Annotated in this window: 21 protein-coding genes; 5 read left to right on the forward strand and 16 right to left on the reverse strand. The window is 69.8% G+C overall.

All coding sequences use genetic code 11. The features are described 5' to 3' along the window. Positions 1-114 precede the first annotated feature (114 nt). Positions 115-777, forward strand: coding sequence for a phosphate signaling complex protein PhoU (phoU, locus tag BJEO58_RS06550; RefSeq protein ID WP_101588675.1), 663 nt, complete (start codon positions 115-117; stop codon positions 775-777). Between the two features lie 153 nt (positions 778-930). Here the strand turns inward: phoU and BJEO58_RS06555 are convergent, their stop codons facing one another. The 6 genes from BJEO58_RS06555 to BJEO58_RS06580 all read right to left on the reverse strand — a co-directional run bounded on the left by BJEO58_RS06555 (position 931) and on the right by BJEO58_RS06580 (position 5986). Beyond that, positions 931-1677: a phosphoglyceromutase gene (locus BJEO58_RS06555; protein WP_101588676.1), complete on the reverse strand. Its 747-nt coding sequence runs from the start codon at positions 1675-1677 to the stop codon at positions 931-933. 87 nt (positions 1678-1764) lie between these two features. Further along, a complete protein-coding gene (locus BJEO58_RS06560; RefSeq protein WP_101588677.1) occupies positions 1765-2319 on the reverse strand; it encodes a dihydrofolate reductase family protein in 555 nt (184 codons plus the stop codon). A gap of 115 nt (positions 2320-2434) precedes the next feature. Beyond that, positions 2435-2989, reverse strand: coding sequence for a YbjN domain-containing protein (locus tag BJEO58_RS06565; protein ID WP_101588678.1), 555 nt, complete (start codon positions 2987-2989; stop codon positions 2435-2437). Then, a complete protein-coding gene (locus BJEO58_RS06570) occupies positions 2986-4374 on the reverse strand; it encodes a glycosyltransferase (RefSeq protein ID WP_101588679.1) in 1389 nt (462 codons plus the stop codon). Before BJEO58_RS06570 ends, BJEO58_RS06565 begins: the two co-directional genes overlap by 4 nt. A gap of 9 nt (positions 4375-4383) precedes the next feature. Further along, positions 4384-5130, reverse strand: coding sequence for a hypothetical protein (locus BJEO58_RS06575; protein WP_101588680.1), 747 nt, complete (start codon positions 5128-5130; stop codon positions 4384-4386). A gap of 4 nt (positions 5131-5134) precedes the next feature. Next, the gene (locus tag BJEO58_RS06580; RefSeq protein ID WP_101588681.1) at positions 5135-5986 is read right to left on the reverse strand and encodes an alpha/beta fold hydrolase; all 852 of its coding nucleotides are present in this window, start codon (positions 5984-5986) and stop codon (positions 5135-5137) included. A gap of 252 nt (positions 5987-6238) precedes the next feature. Between BJEO58_RS06580 and BJEO58_RS06585 the strand changes: the two genes are divergently transcribed. Next, positions 6239-6796: a GNAT family N-acetyltransferase gene (locus BJEO58_RS06585; protein ID WP_101588682.1), complete on the forward strand. Its 558-nt coding sequence runs from the start codon at positions 6239-6241 to the stop codon at positions 6794-6796. 7 nt (positions 6797-6803) lie between these two features. Here BJEO58_RS06585 and BJEO58_RS06590 read toward each other — a convergent pair whose 3' ends face one another. The 3 genes from BJEO58_RS06590 to BJEO58_RS06600 all read right to left on the reverse strand — a co-directional run bounded on the left by BJEO58_RS06590 (position 6804) and on the right by BJEO58_RS06600 (position 8287). Beyond that, positions 6804-7118, reverse strand: a complete 315-nt coding sequence (locus tag BJEO58_RS06590; RefSeq protein ID WP_101588683.1) for a DUF2516 family protein — start codon at positions 7116-7118, stop codon at positions 6804-6806. 100 nt (positions 7119-7218) lie between these two features. Then, the gene (locus BJEO58_RS06595; RefSeq protein WP_101588684.1) at positions 7219-7560 is read right to left on the reverse strand and encodes an AzlD domain-containing protein; all 342 of its coding nucleotides are present in this window, start codon (positions 7558-7560) and stop codon (positions 7219-7221) included. A 1-nt stretch (position 7561) separates the two neighbouring features. Next, positions 7562-8287 (reverse strand): AzlC family ABC transporter permease, encoded by a 726-nt coding sequence (locus BJEO58_RS06600; RefSeq protein ID WP_101588685.1) that lies wholly within the window; start codon positions 8285-8287, stop codon positions 7562-7564. A gap of 81 nt (positions 8288-8368) precedes the next feature. Between BJEO58_RS06600 and BJEO58_RS06605 the strand changes: the two genes are divergently transcribed. Next, on the forward strand, positions 8369-8944 hold the full coding sequence (locus BJEO58_RS06605) for a helix-turn-helix domain-containing protein (protein ID WP_246076129.1): 576 nt from the start codon (positions 8369-8371) through the stop codon (positions 8942-8944). Positions 8945-8973: 29 nt separating this feature from the next. Here BJEO58_RS06605 and BJEO58_RS06610 read toward each other — a convergent pair whose 3' ends face one another. Then, a complete protein-coding gene (locus tag BJEO58_RS06610; RefSeq protein ID WP_246076128.1) occupies positions 8974-10395 on the reverse strand; it encodes an FUSC family protein in 1422 nt (473 codons plus the stop codon). 194 nt (positions 10396-10589) lie between these two features. On the opposite strand from BJEO58_RS06610, the gene pepN reads away from it, so the two are divergent. Next, positions 10590-13325, forward strand: coding sequence for an aminopeptidase N (pepN, locus tag BJEO58_RS06615; RefSeq protein WP_101588686.1), 2736 nt, complete (start codon positions 10590-10592; stop codon positions 13323-13325). 83 nt (positions 13326-13408) lie between these two features. Here the strand turns inward: pepN and BJEO58_RS06620 are convergent, their stop codons facing one another. Together BJEO58_RS06620 and BJEO58_RS06625 are read right to left on the reverse strand one after the other, a co-directional pair. Further along, entirely contained in the window at positions 13409-14488 is a 1080-nt protein-coding gene (locus BJEO58_RS06620; RefSeq protein ID WP_101588687.1) for a C40 family peptidase, read from the reverse strand. A 120-nt stretch (positions 14489-14608) separates the two neighbouring features. Continuing rightward, on the reverse strand, positions 14609-15700 hold the full coding sequence (locus tag BJEO58_RS06625) for an LLM class flavin-dependent oxidoreductase (protein WP_101588688.1): 1092 nt from the start codon (positions 15698-15700) through the stop codon (positions 14609-14611). A 154-nt stretch (positions 15701-15854) separates the two neighbouring features. On the opposite strand from BJEO58_RS06625, the gene BJEO58_RS06630 reads away from it, so the two are divergent. Then, a complete protein-coding gene (locus tag BJEO58_RS06630; protein ID WP_373270409.1) occupies positions 15855-16871 on the forward strand; it encodes a bile acid:sodium symporter family protein in 1017 nt (338 codons plus the stop codon). Positions 16872-16948: 77 nt separating this feature from the next. Here BJEO58_RS06630 and gabT read toward each other — a convergent pair whose 3' ends face one another. The 4 genes from gabT to BJEO58_RS06650 all read right to left on the reverse strand — a co-directional run bounded on the left by gabT (position 16949) and on the right by BJEO58_RS06650 (position 21045). Continuing rightward, a complete protein-coding gene (gene gabT, locus BJEO58_RS06635; protein WP_101588689.1) occupies positions 16949-18313 on the reverse strand; it encodes a 4-aminobutyrate--2-oxoglutarate transaminase in 1365 nt (454 codons plus the stop codon). A 96-nt stretch (positions 18314-18409) separates the two neighbouring features. Beyond that, the gene (gene ygfZ / locus BJEO58_RS06640) at positions 18410-19591 is read right to left on the reverse strand and encodes a CAF17-like 4Fe-4S cluster assembly/insertion protein YgfZ (protein WP_101588690.1); all 1182 of its coding nucleotides are present in this window, start codon (positions 19589-19591) and stop codon (positions 18410-18412) included. Positions 19592-19629: 38 nt separating this feature from the next. Further along, positions 19630-20412 (reverse strand): hypothetical protein, encoded by a 783-nt coding sequence (locus BJEO58_RS06645; RefSeq protein ID WP_144573894.1) that lies wholly within the window; start codon positions 20410-20412, stop codon positions 19630-19632. A 15-nt stretch (positions 20413-20427) separates the two neighbouring features. Next, on the reverse strand, positions 20428-21045 hold the full coding sequence (locus BJEO58_RS06650) for a heme-binding beta-barrel domain-containing protein (protein WP_101588692.1): 618 nt from the start codon (positions 21043-21045) through the stop codon (positions 20428-20430). Positions 21046-21124 lie beyond the last annotated feature (79 nt).

Raw genomic sequence — 21124 nt, forward strand, 5'->3', positions numbered from 1 at the left:
GATGATGGCAAAGGTTCACCGACAGGACAGAGGCGGTTCACGCAGCGGTGCGAGAGTAACCGATGGATCTGTGCCCGCCCCGGCGCGAACCCTGTGGAAAGGAAATCCCCCCGAATGCGCGAAGTCTTCCAGAACGAACTCGACTCACTCGCCGACATGCTCGTCGAGATGACCGAGAAGGTCAGCGCCGCCATGGAGAATTCCAAGGAGGCGCTGAGGACCAACGACCTCGAGCTTGCAGAGGAGGTCATCGCCGGCGACGTGGAGATCGACCGCCTGCAGCTGCAGCTCGACAAGTCGGCTGCAGAGATCCTCGCCCTCCAGGCCCCCGTCGCACACGACCTGCGCGTGGTCATCTCGTCGCTGCGCATGAGCGCCTCGATCGAGCGGATGGGCGACCTCGCCCGCCACGTCGCACAGCAGGTGCGCATCCGCTTCCCCGAATCGGCTGTGCCCGAGGGCTTCGAGCAGATCTTCAAGGACATGACCACGGCAGCGGTGCGCATCTCGCATGCGATCCGTGAACTCGTGTCCGAGCCCGGGCTCGAGGCCGTCCCGACGATCGACGACCTCGACGAATCGATCGACACGCTGCACCTCGCGGTGTTCACCAAGATCGCCGGCTCCAGCCTCAACCCCTCGCAGGTCGCGGACGTCACGCTGCTGTCGCGCTACCTCGAGCGGTTCGGCGACCACGCGGTGTCGATCGCCCAGCGCATCGAATACCTGCTCACGGGCGAATGGCAGTCGGAGCTCATCCCCGGCGATCACGGCTGAGTCGCGCTCTCGTCACCCGCGCGGCCGCGGCTGCGCGCATGAGGCCCCTCCCCGGAACTCTCCGGAGAGGGGCCTCACGGCATGTCACGTCGTTCCGCGGAGTTCGCCCGTCGTTCCGCGGCGGCGGTCACCTCGCGGAGGGCGGGTCAGCCGTCAGCGGCCCTGGTTCGCCACAGCGCCGATCGCGGTCTCTGCGGCCGCGGGGTCGAGGTAGCGGCCCCTGCCGCCGACCGGAACGAGCGTCTGCTCGTCCAGCTCGTAGTGCAGCGGAATGCCGGTGGGCACGTTGAGCCCGGTGATCGCGTCATCGGAGATGCCCTCGAGGTGCTTGATGAGCGCGCGCAGCGAGTTGCCGTGCGCGGCGATCAGCACGGTCCGCCGCAGCTGCAGATCCGGAACGATCGAGTCGTACCAGTACGGCAGGAGCCGCACGATGACGTCGGCCAGGCATTCTGTGCGCGGCAGCGCCGCACCCAGGTTGCCGTAGCGGGCATCGCCCACCTGCGACCACTCGGACGAGTCGTCCAGCGGCGGGGGCGGGGTGTCGAAGGAGCGTCGCCACTCCATGAACTGCTCCTCGCCGTACTCGTCGCGGATCGCCTTCTTGTCCTTGCCCTGGAGCGCACCGTAGTGGCGTTCGTTGAGGCGCCACGACCGGACCGTGTCGACCCACGGACGATCAGCCGTCTCCATCGCGATCTGTGCGGTGAGGATCGCGCGCTTGAGCAGCGACGTGTGGAGCACGTCGGGCAGGAGGTCGTTCTCCCGCAGGAGTTCGCCCGCGCGCACGCCCTCTGCCCGGCCCTTCTCCGTGAGAGGCACATCGACCCACCCGGTGAAGAGGTTCTTCTGGTTCCATTCGCTCTCCCCGTGACGGAGCAGCACAAGGTTGTACGTCATGCTCACATTCTGGCACGGCCCCGTTCAGCGCCCGCAGCGCGTCTCACCGCGCGGCCGGCGGACATACGCGGCGCGCACCGGCCGCGCTCACCGCAGCGAGTACACGAGCTCCACGGTGCCGCTCGCGAACGACCGCTCGCTGCGCAGCGTGAGATCGGTGCGGGAACCGGGCCAGAAGGGCAGCCCGCTTCCCAGCACGAGCGGCTGCACCCAGACGTGCACGGCGTCCACGAGGCCCTCGCGCAGAGCGTGCGACGCGAGCGTGGGCCCCTCGATCGTCACATCACCCGGCGCAGCGTCGACCAGCGCCCGGACCTCCGCCGGGTCGAACGACCGTCGCAGCTGCGTCCGCTCCGTCCGCACCTGGTCGAGCGTCGTGGAGTAGACGATCTTCTCGGCTCGCTTCCAGATCGTCGCGAACTCCGCAGACTGCGGCGACTGGCCGGCTGCGGCGGGGTCCGTCTCCCACACGTGCATGAGCTCGTAGATGCGCCGACCGTAGAGATACGTCCCCGCGCCGGCGGTCGCCTCATTGATGGCCGCCAGCACTTCCTCGTCCGGCTCTCCCCAATCGAAGACCCCGTCGTCGTCCCTCACGAATCCGTCTGCGGACGTGATCATCGAATACACGAGTCGCCCCATTGCGATCTCCCCCTCCGGCCCCACAGGACCACCGTTCGCCGGGGCCCGACGGTCGGACCCCGGCCCGTCAGCGGGAACCGGCCACCGGAGGTCACCGGTGGCCGATCACCGGTCGTCAGCTGTCCGAAGCGTCCTGCGGCTCCACCTCTGTGAAGGTGCCGATGAACTCGTTGTCGTCCCCGGACAGCAGGTGCTCGAAGGCGGAGAGATTGCGCGTCGACTCCCCGCGCGCGATCCTCCACGCCCATTCGCGCTTCATGCTTGTGAGGAACCCCAGCACCAGCAGCTCGTTGAACGACCTGTCCGCGATCCCGAGGAACCGGCCCAGGTAGGCATCCAGCACGTCTTCCGCGCTGTCGACTGAGAACGCCTCAGGCGGCAGGCTCGCGTTGAGGTAGATGTCATCGTGCCCGTCGACGGAGAACGACAGCCCGCCCAGCCTCCCGTTCTGCTGGAGGAGCCACTGGAAGAAGCGCTCCCGGTTCTCATCCGGCTTCCGCACGATGAAGGCCTGGAAGTCGACCGCGTGCGCGCCTGCCCGGATCGACACGTTCGTCTTGAGCTTCTTCTCCCCCGGCAGAATGACCACGGCCTGGTCAGCGCTCACCGATTCGACCTCGACGTCGTTGTCGTCCGCCCAGCGGCGGACGAGTTCGATGACCTCCGTCATGCGCTTCTCCCTTCGTCGCCGCCCCTCGCACGGGGCGGGCCTGCGAACTCCATCAGCACCTCCAGCATGACGTCCTCCGCTGTCTCCCAGCTGAGTTCGTCGCGCAGCGCGGTGGCTCCGGTCGACAGCTGCGCGCGTCCGGCCGGATCCTCGAGCAGCGTCACGATCGCCTGTGCCCAGGTGTACCGGCTGCGATCAGCGACGAGGACGCCCGACGCCCCCGGCCGCACGATATGGGTGAGCCCGCCCACCTGGGACGCGAGGACGGGGGTGCCGCTGGCGACGGCCTCGGCGGCGACGAATCCGAAGGATTCGGATCGGGACGGGACGACGACGAGGTCCGCCGCCCGGTACCAGTCGGCGAGCACGCGTGCCGGGACCGGTCCGCGGAATTCGACGAGGCCGCCCGCCGGCGAAGTCCTGGCCGCCTCCCGCATCCCGGCCTCGTCGGCCTCGCCCGAGGCTCCGCCCAGCATCACGACGCGGGTGCGCCCGGCGAGGACGGGCTCGGTCACGGCGATCTCGGACAGTGCGTCGAAGAGGACGTCCGTGCCCTTGACGTACTGCATGCGGCCGACGCACAGGACGAGGAGATCGGCGGCCTCCATCCCGATCGCGCGCCGCGCCTCCTGGACCCGCCCCGGGCGGAACGTATCGGTGTCGACGCCGGGCGCGACGATCCTGACGCGGTCGGGGGCCGCGTCCAGGAGTGAGCCCATGTCGTGCGCCTCGGACGCGGTGTTGGCCAGCAGGACATCCGCGGTCGCGGCGATCCGCTTCTCCGCGGCGAGACGCTCAGCCGACTCCCTGGCCTCCCCCAGATCACGGTCCTTCACCGCTGCGATCGTGTGGAACGACATCGCCAGCGCAGGCCGTGTCTGCTCCGGGCCCGTAGTGGGGTCCGAGGTGGGGCCCGAGGTGGGGCTCCTGGTGGGGCCCGTGGTGGGGCTCTCGGTGGGGCCCGTGGTGGGGCTCTCGGTGGTGACCGCGGCGCGTCCCGCGGCATCGCCCGCTGCGATCTCGCGCAGTTCGCACGCGACGAGCCCTGACACCCAGTAGTGGGCCCACACGACGTCGGCGTGCCGGAGCAGACCACTCAGGTGCGGATCGTCGGCGATCCTGCAGGCGATCTGTGCGGCCTCGGCACCCATCTCGTCCTTGGACGTCGCCTGCACCGCGACGGTGTGGAGGCGCACGCCCTTTCCGAGGTCGACCGCGGCAGGGTCCTCGGCGATGGCGGAGTCCGCGGTGAGGATGTCCACGGTGTGCCCCGCGCGGACCAGGTGGGCAGCGGTGTGGGCCACGTAGACGTTCAGCCCACCGGCATCCCCGGTGCCCGGCTGCGCCGCCGGTGAGGTGTGGAGGGAGAGGACGACGATACGCACGGCCGAAGTCTATCCGGCAGGACGACGGGACGGGCCCGGCGCATCCGCCGCCGCGCGCTGCGCGCGGACGACCCGCCTCGCGAACCGGTGGGCCCGGGAGCGGCGCAGACGATGGCTGGGCGAGCCTGCGGACGCCTCGGCGCCCGTCTCCTCCAGCACCCGAGAGAGGCGGTGCTGATAGCGGAGCAGGGCCTCGGCGACGGACAGTCCGCTGGTGTCGACGAGGGTGCAGAGGAACTCATCGGCGGTGAGCAGCGCGTACCCCCGTTCTTCGGCGGGGAGCGGAGCGAACGCGTGGACGTCATCGGTGACGAGCAGGTCTGCGCCCCACGCCAGCGCTGCGGCGTCCAGGTGGGCGTCGTCCGGGTCGAGGACGTGGGGGCGGGCCGGCTGGTGGGCGGTCTTCCGCACTGACGGGCGGACGGCTGCATCCGTCCGCTGGTGCGCTGCATGGCCTGCGGGTTCTTCGTCGAGGCGGGTGAGCGAGTCCGTGCGCAGACGCGCCGCACGATCCGCCTGCGCACGGGTGAGCCGCGGGTCGATGCGGCGCAGGGCGTGCCGCAGTTCTCGCGTGACGCCCCGGGAGACGCCCAGGAGCGGGCGGGTGGCGTCCGGGGCGCCGTCGGTGAGTGCGAGCATCCAGAGCCAGAGCGGCTCCGGCGCCAGCACACTCGTGTCGATGAGCACGCGCGGGGCGTCGCTCGGCAGCTGCGGGGCGGAGGCGGCAGGTATGGGATCAGGCTGAGTGTCAGGCATGGGATCAGCCGTTGAAGAAGTCGGTCAGGAGCCGGCGGATGCGGGTGCGACCGCGCCACAGGATCGACCCGGGCGCAAGGACCTCGAGCCGGGCGCGAGGGAAGGCCGCCGCATAGTCGCGGGCGATCTCCACGGGGTGGGAGGCGTCCTCCTCCTGCGTCAGGACGAGGACGTCGCCCGCGAAGTCAGCTGCGGCCTCCGGCTGGTCGACAGCGATCTCCGCCGCGAGTCCGACCCCGTCGGACATGTCCGTATCGACCAGCGCGTCGACCTTCTGGCGGGTCCAGGCGCGGGCAGGTTCCAGGGCCCGGACCTCGGCGGGCTCGCGGGAGAGGAAGTGGTCGACGAGGCCGTCGCGGTCGCCGTCGGCGAGCAGTCTGCGGATACGGGTCAGGCTGTCGTCGAGCGCGTCACTGAGTGTCGGGGAGAAGCCTGCCCAGGACGCGGGGAGGACGAACGCGACCTTCGTGAGCGCTGTGGCGCGGGGGTCACCTGACGTGATGAGGCGGGCGAGACCGCCCGCGCTCATGGAGACGCCCAGTGCACGGGTGGCCCCCGTCGCGGCGAGCGCGTCGGACAGCTGGGCGGCGATCGTGCCGTAGCCCCACCCCGCGCCCGGCGACGGCCGACCGCCGTGCCCACCCAGGTGCATGAGAGCGCGAGTGCCGTCGATCCCTGCGGCGAACGGGCGGGTGTCGCGGATCTGGCCGGAGAAGCCGTGTGCGAAGAGCGTGATGGGATCGCCGGAGCCGAACGTCGAGATCCAGCCGGTCTCCTCACCCGGACGGTTGCGGTCGGCAGCGGGAGTGCGTCCGGGACCGTCGCTCGCGGCGCCCGACGAAGAGGGATCCGTCATGGCACACAGTCTAGAGAGCCGCCGCCGACCCAGGGATCCGCCACCCAGGGATCCGCCACCCACCAACTTTCATCAGTCCGCACATGAAAGAAGGTGTGCGGTCTGACGAAAGCTGGTGGGTACGGGCAACGCGCTGGTGCAACCGCTATGTTCCGGTCCGCGCAGCGCAGTATGTTGAGTGCGCGATGGTGAGTCCGCAGCCGCCCGGTCAGAGACCGGCTGCTCCATACTTTCGACGATTTCGGAGCAACGATGCAGTGTGAAGTCCGCTCGCCGCGCCCTCCGCATATCGGCGGGTCAGAGATCGCCCTCGACGATCCACTCGTCGAGGCACTCGCGCACGTCCATGTGACCGGGTGGCGGCAGGCGTACGGCGATCTCATCCCGAAGCACTTCTACGATGAGGCCGCACGTGCCGAGCGAGCGCACATGTGGCGGTCGACGCTCATGCACGACCACGCGTCGGATCGCGTGCGCATCGCAACGAGAACTGACCGCACGATCGGTCAGTCAGACAGGACGTTCGCTGGTGTTGTCATCGGATTCAGCATCCACGGCCCAGCACGGGATGCCGACAGGACCGGAACGGAGCTCTACGCGCTCTACGTCCTGCAGGAGCACTACGGCAGCGGGGCCGGACAAGGGCTCCTCGACTCGGCGATCGGCGACTCACCCGCATGCCTGTGGGTGGCGGCGGAGAACCCGCGAGCAATCCGCTTCTACGAGAAGAACGGGTTCCGATCCGACGGGATGCGCAGAACCGACGCCGACGTGGAGGGGCTGGAGGAGATCCGCATGGTCCGCGAATAAGGCGGGCTCAGCGCTTGCGGCGGCGGCGCGGATCGACGCTGCGCAGCGCGGGGCGCACGTCCACCCAGTACACGGCCACGGCGATGAGCGCGACGATCGTCACGAACATGGGCATCGCGCTCAGCGGCGGGAGCGCCAAGAAGCCCACGAGCGTCGCCGCCCCGAGGATCAGGCACCAGAACTTCTTCGTCCGCTTGTCGGCGGCCCGGTACATCTCATCCGAGTACAGCAGGGACGAGATGAGGCCCACCACTGTGAACACGAAGATCGCCACGACGATGACGAGGAAGAGGATGCTCTGAATCGATCCGAGGGCCTGCATGCACTCCAGCGTAACGGGTGCGCCTGAAACCGACACTCAGACGGACTGCACTCCGTTCCCAGGCAGACCAGCGACACTCCAGACGCCCCGGCAGTCGCCTCTACCAGCCGAAGCCGGTCGCGCGCACGACAGCACAGACGGCCATCCCGATCAGCACGCACACGAGCATCGGCACACGCAGCACTCCTGCCACCATGCCGGCAGACACCCCCAGGACACGACCAGGATCCGCGACCTCCTGCCCGTCGAAGAAGCCTCCTGTCACCGCGACGGCGAGCACCAGCACGACGACCGCGCGGTCCATCCAGAGCCGTCCGCCCGAAGCCTCGGTCGATTCGCCTCCCGCACGGGCGCGCGCGCCCAGACGCACACCCAGCAAACGCATGACGTACGTGCCGCCGGCCAGTCCGGCGAGCGCCAGGAGGAACGGGACCGTCTCCATCTCAGACCCCCTCTCCATCGTTCGCCGGCCGCACATCCGGCGCCGCGTCGGCAGGTCTCCTGCGCATGTGCAGGTACCCCGCGGCCGGCAGCAGTGCCACCAGTGCCACGACGGACGCCAGTCCCAGGGGCGCAACCGGCGTGAGGGCGAGCGCCAGCACCGCTCCGCCCACCGCCGTGATGCCGAGGAACCGTTCCTTCAGATCGCGAACGACCAGGCAGAACAGCAGGATCGGCAGTGCAGTGTCCAGACCCAGGGAGTTCGCGTCGACCACGGCACCCAGCAGCTGGCCCAGAGTGGCACCGCCTACCCAGGCGATGAAGAGCATGACCGCGGAGATCGAGAACCGCGACCACTTCTCGCGGTCGGTGCGACCGGCGCGCCCGAACGCCGTCGCCTCGTCGTTCGCAAGATGCGCAGCCAGATACGTCCTCCATCCCGCTGGCGCATACTGGCCGATGCTCAGGCCGAACGCGAAGTTCCGCGCGTTCACCAGGAGGCCGCCCATGACAGCGAAGACGGGAAGCCCGCCGGCAGCGATGACGCCCACGAAGGTGAGTTCGGCTGCGCCGCCGGTGGCCACCGCCGCGAGCAGCACGGTCTGCCAGAGCGGGAACCCCGCAGCATGGGCGATCGCACCGTACGAGATCCCCACGAGGAGGATCATGACGTTCATGAGGACGGCGTCGCGCCAGACAGTCCCGGAGACCCCTCTCAGCGCGCGCATGCACCCATCCTGCCCAGCAACTACACGTTCCGTCAACAGAACGATCGGGCTGTGTGTGGAACGGAGGGTAGGATGGTCGGCATGGACGGAGGCACGGAGACGCTGCACGGGGGCTCCCCCATGAGCCGGCTCGCCCACGCGCTGAAGCGCGAGCGGGAGCGACACGGCCTCAGCCTGTCGGAGACCGCCAAGCGCGCCGGCATCGGCAAGTCGACCCTGTCGCAGCTGGAGAGCGGCGACGGCAACCCCAGTGTGGAGACGCTCTGGGCGATCGCGACCGCGCTGGACGTCCAGATCTCGCGACTCCTCGAGACGGATCGCCCGCCCCTGTCCGTGATACGCAGAGGTGAGGCGATGCCCCTGCCGTCGACGGATGCGGAGTATTCCGCGGCCCTGCTGTCCGCCTGCCCGCCGCATGCACGCCGCGATGTCTTCCTCGTGCAGATGGAGCCCGGCGCCGCCCGCGTCGCCCAGCCGCACCCCGTCGGCACGATCGAGCACCTCGTCGTCTCCACCGGCGCGCTGCGCCTCACCGTAGACGACGATTCGATCGACCTGACCGCCGGCGACTACGCGCGCCACGCCGGTGACGGGGTCCACGCGTACGAGGCGCTGGCCCCGGGCACGATGGCCGTGTGCATCGTCGAATCATCCTGAGGCGGTCGCCCTCAGTCAGTCGCCCTCAGTCAGTAGTCCTCACGGTCGGTCCCCGTCTCATCCGCACGGCCCTCTTCGGCCCCTGCCCGACCCCGCCGGGAGGGGTCGGGGACGACGGGCAGGACTGCGACCTCGGGCCCAGGGTCGTCGGCATCCGGCGTCTGCGCCTGCCTGCGGTGGTTCCCGGCGAGGCGAGCCTGCTGTGCCTCCGACCCTTCCGCCGCCTCGAGCGCGGGCCCGTCCGCGCCCAATGCACCGGACGTGTCCGCGATCGCCTCTGCCGCGGCCGTGCCCGCCGCACCCCGCGGCTTCGCATCGTCCTCGACGACACGGAGGGTGCCGGTCTCCGGCTCGACCTCGAGTGTCGGCAGCGCCGCGTTCGCCTCCGCCGCGGATGCACCGGCCGCCTGGAGGAGGTCGACCACCAGGGGGCGCAGGAGCAGGAGCATCGTGGTCTGCTCGATGTCCTCGTGCATGGCGACGGTGGGCCGCAGGGTGCCGGCGACCTCCGTGTAGATCCGTTCGGCCTCGGCCCGGTCCTTCCCCTCCAGCAGCGCTGTCCGCAGCACCCGGGAGGCATCCGCCATCTGCGACATCGCCTCCGACAGGGTCGGGTCCGACTCCCCGTTCTCCGACACGGAGACGGCCCTGCGGAGGACCACGCGGATCATACGCATCGACCTGTCCGCGAACTCGCACGCGCGGGCGAGGCGGGAGACCTCGGCGACATAGCGACGCGACCGGGCGTTGATGCGCGCCGCCTCCTCGGAGATGCGCAGGGCGGCCCGCCACGAGTCGACGTACTGCTGGGAATCCCTGGCGCGGGACAGCGCGCGGCGGGCGGCATCCGCATCCGCGTTCCGCAGTGAATCCGCGGCCTCCCGCAGGAGGATCGTGATCTCCTCGAGCAGATTCGCGGCCTGGTCACGAGGACGCTTGCGCGCGTCGGACGGGGTGATGAACGCCAGGAGCACCGCGGTCGACGCGCCCACGAGGGCATCCGTCGTCCGGGAGAACGCCCCCGCGGACAACTCCGCCGGAACGGTGACGATGTAGATCGACTGGACACCCAGCTGGGTGACGAAGATGGCACCGGAGTTCATGAACATGCCCAGGCACACGGCGGTGAACAGCATGACGGCCAGCTGCCAGAGTCCGCCTCCGAAGATGTGGACGAACAGGTCGCCGAACAGCACTCCCAGAACCGCGCCGAAGCCGATCTCCATCGAGCGGCGCAGCCGCCGATCCATCATCGGGCCGATCCCCACGACCGCCGCGACGGCTGCGAAGAACGGGGCGCTGTGGCCGAGGACGTAGACGCAGAATCCGTAGGCGAACGTCGCGGCGACCGTCAGCTGGAGCACCTGACTGATGTTCAGGCGCAGACGACGCGTCCCCATGCGCACACGGTTGCGCAGGACCAGCCCCGTTGTGGCGGTCCATCTGCGCATACGCCCTTTCGCACCCACGCGGCCACTCTATCCAGGTCGGCATCGTCCAGCACGCATCGAAGCCCGTTCCCCTGCGCACCTTCGGCTCGTGCGGAGCGGATACCAGACACCTCGTCCCGGTGCAGGAACGGCGGAGGGGGTGTGGCATGCTTTCGGCACCGGGGAGGAGAGGGGAACACGCCACCGTGACGACTATGACGACCAACCTGACCAGGGCCGAAGCCGAGGCTCGCAGCACGCTGCTCACCGTCGAGCACTACGCCGTCGACCTCGACCTCTCCGGCGCCGCCGACCCACGGGTCACGACATTCGGCAGCCGCACGACCGTGGACCTCACCGCCCGTGCGAACGGCTCCACGTTCATCGATCTCATCGCCCCGTCCGTGCGCGCGGTGTCGATCAACGGTACGGCGCTCGACCCCGCCGAGGTCTTCGACGGCACCCGCATCCGCTTCTCCGTCCAGGAGGGGCCCAACCGGCTGATCGTCCTGGCCGATGCCGCCTACTCCCGGTCCGGCGAGGGGATGCACCGATTCGTCGACCCCGCCGACGGTCTCACCTACCTGTACACCCAGTACGAGCCCACGGACGCCCGCCGCGTCGCGGCCGTCTTCGACCAGCCCGACCTCAAGGCCGCGTACACCTTCCAGGTGCTCGCGCCCGCCGCGTGGACGGTGCTGAACAACACCGCCGCGGAATCGGTCACAGACCTGTCCGCCGAGGCCGCGGGCACCCGCCCCGCCCACGGCCCCGTCCGCATGCACCGGTTCGCCCGCACCCTGCCGATGTCGTCCTACCTCACCTGCGTGTGCGCCGGCCCCTATGCAGAGGTCACGGGGGAGCACCGGGTCGCACGGACGGGCGAGGTCATCCCGCTGGGCGTCCACGTCCGGAAGTCGCTCGCCCCGTACGTCGACGCGGAAGACATCCTGCGCGTCACGGGGCAGGGGCTGGACTTCTTCCACAGCATCTTCCGCACGGCGTACCCGTGGGGGAAGTACGACCAGATCTTCGTGCCGGAGTACAACCTCGGTGCGATGGAGAACCCCGGTCTCGTGACGTTCACAGACCACTACATCCACCGCGATCGCGCCACCCGTGCAGATCGCGAGGCCCGCGCGAACACGATCCTCCACGAGATGGCGCACATGTGGTTCGGCGACCTCGTCACCATGACGTGGTGGGACGATCTGTGGCTCAAGGAGTCGTTCGCGGACTTCATGGGCGGCCACGCGCTGGCATCGGCCACGGAGTACTCCGACGGCTGGGTGAGCTTCGCTCTGCGCCGCAAGGACTGGGCCTACCGGCAGGACCAGTACCCCACATCGCATCCGATCGTCGCGGAGATCCCCGACGTCGAGGCCGCGAAGCTGAACTTCGACGGCATCACGTATGCGAAGGGGGCGTCCGTCCTCAAGGCGCTCGTCGAGTACGTCGGCGAGGAGGCGTTCCTCGCTGGTTCGAACGCGTACTTCGACGCGCACGCCTACGGCAGCGCGCGGCTGGAGGACTTCCTGGCGGCTCTCGATGAGGCGGCGCCGGACCGCGATGTCCGGGCATGGGCGGCCGCGTGGCTGCAGACCCGCGGCACCTCGGAGCTGCGGCTGGAGATCGAGGACCAGGAGGGGACGATCTCCTCGGCGCACCTCGTGCAGCGTGACGGGTTCGCCCCGCACGGCGAGCCGGGCGTCCTGCGACCGCACCGCCTCACACTCGCTGCGTTCGACGCGGGGTCGAGCGCCGATCCGACCGATACCGAGGTGGAGGGTGCCGACGTCGCAGGTGCCCGGAGCGCGGGAGGCGGCGACGACCTCGGCGGCGGTCTTCGTCTCACGCGGACATGGGACGTCGAAGCGGCGGACGAGTCGACTGAGCTGCCGGACCTCGTCGGACTGCACCGGCCGGTACTGCTCCTGCTCAACCACGGCGATCAGGACTACGCGAAGGTGCGGCTGGACGAGGTCTCGGAGCAGACGGCCGCCCGTCGCGCAGCAGACCTCGATCCGCTGGACCGGGCGATCGTCATCTCTGCGTTCGCGAATGCTGTGCGCGACGGCGTCATGCCCGTCCCCGCCTACCTCCGAGCGGCCACTGGACTGCTCATGACGGAGGACCATCCCGGGATCCTGTCCTCCGTCATGGGGACACTCAGCACCGCACTCGATCGCTGGCTGCCCGCCGCAGAGAGGATCGACGCGGTCGCGGCAGTGCTCGATGCCGTCCTCGAGGCTCTGGAGACGGAGCCGGCGGGCTCGGACCGGCAGCTGAGCCTCGCGCGGTTCGCCATGGGGCTGTGCGCGCGGACGGCCGGCGCCCGTGGATCGGACCGCACCGTGGCCGCGGGGCGCGGATTCGCCTCGCTCGTGCTGCAGACCCAGCCCGGCGCGGCACTCACGGATATCGCGCCCGGACTGGTCGTCGATCACGCACTCCGGTGGATGGCGCTGCGTGCCCTCGTCGTGCTGGGGTGGGCGGACATCGAGGACATCGACGCGGAGGCGGGGCTGGACCGCACCGGCTCCGGCGCCGTGAACGCGGCGATGGTGCGAGCCGCGCGCCCCCTGGCCATCGCCCGCCGGACGGCATGGGGCGAGGCGACACGGGACACGTCGCTCAGCAACGACATGCTGTCGGCCCGGATCGGCGGACTCAATGCGCCGGCGCCGCACCCCATGATGGAAGACTGCGTCGACGACTACTTCTCACTGCTCGAGGAGTTCTGGTCGACACGTCCCATCGAGATCTCCCGCCGCCTGGTCGTCGGCCTGTACCCCGACTGGTCATCACGGCCGCGTCGCGTGGCATCGCGCACTGAGGACTGGCTGCAGCAGCACCCCGACGCTCCCGCGGCACAGCGTCGACTGCTCATCGAAGCGCTGGACGACCTGCAGCGCGCGATGCGGCTGCACGGTGAGGCCAGCGCCGGCTGAACGCTGCGGCGGTGCACTGCTGGACGCGACGACGAAGCTCCGACCCTTCGAGAGGTCGGAGCTTCGTCAGCTGCGGAGGACTGTCAGAGGTAGCGGCGGGACTCGACGAACTGGCCGCCGCTGTCCCACGACTTCCAGTCGACGACCTCGACGGACTTCGCCGCATTCGGAGCGTGGATCATCTTGCCGTCGCCCACGTACATCCCGACGTGGTGGGCGCGTCCTGATCCGCCCGAGGCGAAGAAGAGGAGGTCGCCCTTCTTCAGGTTCGACTGCTTCACGGCATCGCCCTGCTTCTGCTGGTCGCCTGCATCGCGTGCGATGTCGATGCCGTGCGCGCGGAACACCGTGTGGGTGAAGCCCGAGCAGTCGAAGCCGTACGGGCTCACACCGCCCCACAGGTAGCGCAGGCCCTCGAACTGCTCCGCCGTCCTCACGAGGTCGGACCGCGAGGGCTCCGGGACGGTGAAGTCGTGGTCAGGGTCGTCGATGCGGACGTCGTCGTAGTCGATCCACGCGGCGCCGCCGCCCGGCAGCGCCACACGGACGTCCTCGACATCCTGCGAGAGGAGGGGCAGCTCGACATTGATCGTCGCCTCCGGCGTCTCATCGCCCGGCAGGTCGGCGTACTGGACGCCGTCGAGGTCTGCGGTGCGAGCGGTGACGACGGCTGTGGGCTGGTCCTCGCTGAGTTCGACGAATCGGTCGTTCTCCACGATCTGCGCCTTCGGCACCCAGCCCGGGTATCCGCGGTCCTCCTTGGGGCTGGACTGGTCCGCGACAGCGACCTTCGCCCATGTGCCCTGCACAGCGAGCACAGTCAGTTCTGCGCCGTAGGGGGCCTGGGTCTGCACGAGGCCGGTGAGTCCGCGTCGGTTCTCCGTCGACGACAGCGCCCTGTTCCAGGCGTCGAGGTCGACAGGGGCCGTCGTCGCGGGGGCGTCGACGGAGCGAGGAGAGTCGGGCGACGTCCAGACTGTCGCGGATGTGACGTTGACGAACGCCGTGTCGCCCTTTCCGATCTCTCCGCTGGATTCGGCACGCAGGGCGACGCCGTCATCGGCGGCGCCGGACATGTCCGGTCCGGTGCTTGCAAGGGCGGGCTGTGCGATGAGCGCTGTCGCGCACAGCCCGAGGACGGGCAGAAGTGCTTTCGCTTTCACAGGATTCTCTTTTCGGTCAGCACCGACCGCACAGCGGTCGGTCCAGGTGCATGGGGGAAGACACCGTCTCACCGTCGAGAGTAGCGGCTGGGCTCCCGCCGCGTAAACCGTTCGACGACCTCAGGAGCGCTCGAGGCCGAACTCGGCGGCAAGCGCCTCCACCGTCCGCACACGAGCAGGCACCCTGTCGATCGGATCGTCAGGGCCGGCTCCGGCGATCGGCTGGATCATGATCTCGTCCACACCGAACTCCTGGGCGATCCCGCGCAGGCGATCGGCGACCTCGGCGGCGGTGCCCACCGCCCAGGAGTCCCACATCGATTCACCGATCCGGCGGTGCCCCTCCGTCATGACGGACTCGACGTCGTCCCCGACGAGGCGCTGCGCCTGGAGCTCAGGACCGATCCGCAGCTGCCCCATCTGATAGACGAACGGCTGGACGAGGTCCCACGCCTCCTGGGTGGTCGCGCCGACGGCGGCGTTGACCGTCACGAACGTCCGCGGCTCCTCGCCGTGCTCTGTCGGCGTGAACGATTCGCGGTAGAGGTCCATCGCGGCGGAGGTGCCGCGGCCGGCGAAGTGATTGGCGAAGACGTACGGCAGCCCGAGTGCGGCGGCGAGCTGGGCCGAATAGCCGCTGGAGCCCAGCAGCCACACCTGCGCCGCCTCGTCGACGCGCGGGGATGCGTGCATGACGTGCTGTCTGCCGCCGTGCACGGGGAACGCGGCACCGGCAGGCGACAGCAGTGCCTGGATGTCGACGATGTGCTGCGGGAACTGCTCGACCGGATCGATGCGGTTCCCCTCGCGATCGACGAGCTGCCCCTCGCCCAGGTGCCCGCGCATCGCGGCCGAGGTGTACGGATCCGTGCCGGGCGCGCGCCCCAGGCCCAGGTCGATGCGATCGCCGTAGACGGCGGTGAGCAGCGCGAACTGCTCCGCCACTGCGAGCGGTGCGTGGTTGGGCAGCATCACGCCGCCGGACCCCAGCCGGATGCGCGAGGTGCCCTGCCCCAGGTGCATGAGTTCCGTCGCGGGGCTGGTCGAGGCCACGGCCGGCATATTGTGGTGCTCCGCCACCCAGTAGCGGGTGAAGCCCAGCCTGTCCGCGGACTCGACCAGTTCCTTCGACGCGGCGAGGGCTTGGCCGGTCGTCTGGCCCTGTCTGACGGAGATGAGGTCGAGGAGCGAGAGGGCAGGCGAAGTCGTCATGCCCGTGGCAACACCGAGGCAGGTGGGGTTCATCCCGACGCGGAGTCCGCGTATCGCCCGTTGGAATCCGTCCGCGAGTGCAGTGGGCACTGCTATAACCTGTGCGCGCCGTGCGCGATCTGGTCGTGCAGCAGACGTCGATGGAGGAGGCAGCGTGGAGGACGAGAGCAGGGAGTCGGCCGTCGGAAGAGATGCGGACGTCGGCCAGAGCGGTCCGGTGGACCCCGAGGCGCAGAAGCTCACGGAGCGGAACGCGCGGATCGCGGTGACGGTGTTCCCGCTGCTCGTCATCGCCGGCGGGATCGTCGGCTTCTTCGGATCCGACTCGATCAGCCCACTGGCACCGACGATCCCGTGGGGCCTCGGCGTCATCATGTTCTTCATGGGCGTCACGCTCACGCTGCCCGACTTCACGCGCATCGCGAAGCGCCCCTGGGTCATCCTGCTGGGCACCGGCAGCCAGTTCATCGCCATGCCGCTGGCCGGGTGGCTCATCGCGCAGGCGCTGGGGCTGCCGCCCGCCCTGGCGATCGGTGTCATCCTCGTCGGATGCGCTCCGGGCGGGACCGCCTCGAACGTCGTCACCTATCTGGCGAAGGGCGACGTCGCCCTCTCCGTCTCCGTCACGACCGTGTCGACGCTGCTCGCGCCTCTCCTCACCCCGATCCTCACACTGTGGCTCGCGGGTTCGTACATGGACGTGTCGGCCGGCTCCATGATGGTGTCCATCGTCCAGACCGTGCTGCTGCCGGTGATCGGCGGCGTCGTCGTGCGGGCGCTCTTCTCCCGCCTCATCGATCTGCTGGGGCCGGTCCTGCCGTGGCTGTCGACGATCGCGATCGCCTACGTCGTGGCCGTCGTGGTGGCAGGATCCGCGGGATCGCTGCTGCAGGCCGGCGCGCTGGTGCTCCTGGCAGTCGTGCTGCACAACGGAGTCGGACTGCTGCTGGGCTACGTCGCGGCGCGGGCCGCAGGCCTGGACGCGGCGGGCCGCCGTGCACTGTCGTTCGAGGTCGGACTCCAGAACTCCGGGCTGGCCTCGTCCCTCGCGCAGACCCACTTCCCGACCGAGCCCACAGCGGCGCTGCCCGGCGCGGTCTTCTCCGTGTGGCACAACGTGTCCGGTGCGGTCCTCGCGGCGTACTACGCCCGTCGCCCGCTGAAAGGCTGAGGTCGCTCGGGCCGTCGCCAGCCGTCGCCAGTCGTGGGCAACCGTCGCCCGCCCTGCGCAGTCAGCCGGCGCGAACGTCAGGCCAGGGCGTTCGCGAAGCCCTCCTCGAGCACGTCGAACGCCTCATTCAGCAGCTCATCGCTGATGGACAGCGGCGGGAGGAAGCGCAGGACGTTGCCGAACGTGCCGGTCACCAGCACGAGCACCGCATTCGCCGCGGCATGATCGGCGATCGCCTTCGCGAGGCCGGGGTGCGGATCGATCGAGTCGCGCTGCACCAGCTCGATGGCCTGCATCGCGCCCCGGCCGCGCACGTCCCCGATCTCCGGGTGCTTCGCCTGCAGCGCCTCGATACGGCGGACGAGGATCTCACCGATCTCGACGGCTCGCTCGACCAGCCCGTCCTGCTCATAGGATTCGAGGGCGCCCAGCGCTGCGGCGACCGCCGCAGGATTGCCGCCGTACGTACCGCCCAGGCCGCCGCCGCCCACCGCGTCCATGATCTCCGCGCGTCCGGTCACCGCGGCGAGCGGCAGTCCGCCCGCGATGCCCTTCGCCGTCGTGACGATGTCCGGGACGATGTCCTCGTGCTCCGACGCGAACATCCTCCCCGTCCGCGCGAAGCCCGCCTGGACCTCATCCGCGACGAAGACGATGCCGTTCTCACGCGCGTACTCGACGATCGCGGGCAGGAAGCCGTCGGCCGGCACGATGAAGCCGCCCTCGCCCTGGATCGGCTCGATGACGATCGCGGCGACGTCGTCCGCCCCGACCTGCTTGTCGATCATGCTGATCACCCGCTGCGCCGCGTCCTCGCCGGACACCTTCGTACCCGCTGCCGCATCATCGCGGTACGGGTACGACATGGGCGCGCGGTAGACCTCGCCCGCGAACGGCCCGAATCCCTTCTTGTAGGGCGCGACCTTCGACGTCATCGCCATCGTGAGGTTCGTGCGGCCGTGGTAGGCGTGGTCGAACACGACGACGGCGTTCCGCTTCGTGTGGACGCGTGCGATCTTCACCGCGTTCTCCACCGCCTCCGCACCTGAGTTCAGCAGCACGGTCCGCTTCTCGTGGTCACCGGGGGTCAGACGATTGAGGGCTTCTGCGACCTCGATGTACGACTCGTACGGGTTCACCATGAAGCACGTGTGCGTGAAGGCGTCGAGCTGCTCCTTCGCATGTGCCACCACCCGCTCGTTCGAGTTGCCGACGGTCGTGACCGCGATGCCGGAGCCCAGATCGACGATCTGGTTGCCGTCCGCGTCCTTGAGGATGCCGCCGCCGGCTGCGACGACGTAGGCGGGCATTCCCGAGGCCACGCCGGGTGCGACCGCCTTCTTCCGCCGCTCCTCGATCTCCTGCGACCGGGGTCCTGGGATGGCTGTGACGATCTTGCGTTCCTGCGGCAGCGAAGGGCCGCCCTTCTCCAGCTGAGTCATACGACGAACATATCCCCCGCCCGAGGCCCCTGTCACCACTTTCCGACCGCCGGCCCCCGCCGCGCACGGGCGTCCGGCGGCACTCCCCGCCGGGGGTCAGAGACGACGCTGGTCGACGGCAGGGTTCCTCTGCACACGCGGGCCCGACGGCTCCCTCTTCGACACGACGATCTGGTCCTGCGCGGCCACGACCAGCTCCTCCGGCTCCGCGGGCTCGTGCTGCCCTGCGGTCGCGGCACCCTGACCCTCGGCACCCTTCACCACGACGTGCAGCGGGGCCTCCGGGTCCACGCCGCGCTTGATGACGGCCAGGGCGACGGGCCCCAGCTCCCAGTGGAGCGCCGATGTCGTCACGTGGCCCACGGACCGCATGGCACCGCGCACCTCGGCCCGGACCTCGGAGCCGGAATCCGGCACGATGTGCCCCGACCCGTCGAGGTGGAGGAAGACGATCCGGCGGGGCGGCTGCCCCAGATTGTGCACGCGGGCGACGGCCTCCTGCCCGCGATAGCAGCCCTTCTCGAGGTGGACGGCTGTCCGCAGCACGTCGAGCTCACCGACGAGCGCGCGGTGGTCGACCTCCGGTGCGGCCGGGCGCCACGCCTCGACGCGCAGCGCATCCCACGACTCACGGCCGGCGACGGCAAGCCCGTCGTGTCGCCAGTCGCGCAGCACAGCGCGGTCGACGACGGCGATGCGGAAGTCGATGTCAGCACCCGGATGGTCATCGGAGGCGACCCGCGCGCCCAGGTCGATCGCGGCATAGGAGGTGGATCCCGCACCGATCGCCGGCCAGGGGTCGTTCCACACGACCGCGGTCGCGAGCTCCTCCGGCGGTGCGCCGATGAAGCCCACCGCCTGGAAGGAGTCGGTCACGTCGATGATCTCGACGCGCATCATGAACCGCATGCGGTCGAGGAAGTCGATCGCCTCGTCGGTGCGGACGTCGGAGAGCGCCCACAGGACCTCTCCGTCGTCGATCAGCCGCAGCCAGCCCTCGATGTGCCCGGTGGGTGAGAGCACGAGCGTCTCCGTCGAGACATGCGGCTCGAGCGCGTCGACCTTCTGCGACGTGAGCGTGTTGAGGAAGGTGAGGCGGTCGGCCCCCTCGAAGCGGAAGACGCGCGTGGCGGACAGGTCCGCGATCGCCGCGCCGTCGGCCAGCTGTCGCTGCTCGCGCAGGGGCATCCCGAAGTGCGCCACCTCGCCCGCGTGCTCCCCCGCGCCGTAGACCGCGGAGGACCGCGGGAAGATCAGAGAATTCTTGGGTGTGCTCATAGTGCGGCTCCTTCGTCGTGGCGGCGAGGTCCGCCCCGTCATCCGATGATGTCGCGGAGGGCGTCCTCGAGCCCCGACACGTCATCCCTCATGTCATCGACCAGCTGTGTCAGCAGGTCTCCCCCTGAGTCCAATGCCTCGAGCACCGGCCCGTATTCCGACGCGTCGTCACAGGCATCGCGCACCGAGGTGCGGAAGTCGTCGATCGAGTGGGAGACGGCGTCCATCACTCCGGACAGATCGACCGCATCGAGGGAGTCCGCGGCAGCGCACAGCGAGTCGAGCGCCTCTGCTCCCTCCGTCGCGATGTCGCCGATCGAGCCGAACGACGCTCCCCACCCCACGGTGGCAGGGTTCCGCAGGGAACCCGTCTCGAGATCGACGACCGTGGCGACGTCGATGAGAGTGGGCGCCACCTCGTCGACCAGCGTGTCCGCGACTGTGAGTGCTTCATCCGCGGCGTCGAGGTCGTCGCGCAGACCCGGGACCCAGCCCAGCTGGGGCATCGGGAAGGCGGCGAACTCGTCCTGTGCGTCATCCAGAGCGGAGCGCACCGCCACGAGCTCCGCCTCTGCCGTCGCGGGGTCGGTGAGCAGTGTTGCGAAGAGGGTCTCGGAGCTCTCCGTCGCCGCATCCAGAGCGGTCGAGAGGCGGTCGACGCGCTTCATCACGGTGACGGCGCATGCGGCGGCGACCAGTCCCAGCGTCAGGACGATGATCACCGCGGACACGAGCAGTCCGGGCCGGCGGCGACGACCATCTGCAGGAGGGGCGGCCCCCGGGCCGGCGGCCCACCCGTTCACCGCAGTCCACCCGTTCACGGGAGCACCGGTGCGTCAGTCCAGGACTGAAGGCGAGGTGCGCTGCAGGTCAGCAGAGACGTGGGAAGCGGGGTCGTGGCCGTTCGCGGCCATCTCCCACACCCACATGAGGCGGCCCTCGACCAGCCCGTACATGCGGCTGGACGCCCGGTAGTCCAGTGCGTTCGGGGTCTTCACCCCACCGTCGGAGACGAGGTCGACGCGCGGTCCCGCGATCCGCCCCGCGTAGTGCTCCATGAGCCCGTGGGGATAGGCGAGCGCCACTTCGATGTCGAAGTCGTCGCGCTCCGTGCGGAGCTCCTCGACCGCCGCGGCGGTGGTGTAGGGGGTGTCAGCGCTGGGTGGCATGAGCCCGGGGCCGGTGTCGTGGTCCCCGCGGGGACGGGCCAGCTGCCAGATGCCGGTCTCCACGCCCAGCAGCGCGCCGGGGGTGGGATCAGCCTCGTCGAACCACGTGCGGCAGGTGTAGAGCAGGTACGGCTGGTCGCCCTCGATCGAGAATTCGGCGCGCTGGAACACGCGCCGCTCCTCGGCATCGGTGTAGACGACTGCGCCGTGGCCCTCCCACGTGCCGATCAGCCATGCGAGCGGGACGAGCTCAGGCTGCAGGTCGACCGGGATCTCGACGGGCATGGGTCAGCGCTTCACCTTGAACAGGCTGGCCACGACCTTGACGCCCACGGCCATGGCACCCAGGCCGGCGAGCACGACG

Origin of the sequence: Brevibacterium jeotgali, from assembly GCF_900169175.1 — a bacterium.
GTDB classification, from domain to species: Bacteria; Actinomycetota; Actinomycetes; order Actinomycetales; family Brevibacteriaceae; genus Brevibacterium; species Brevibacterium jeotgali.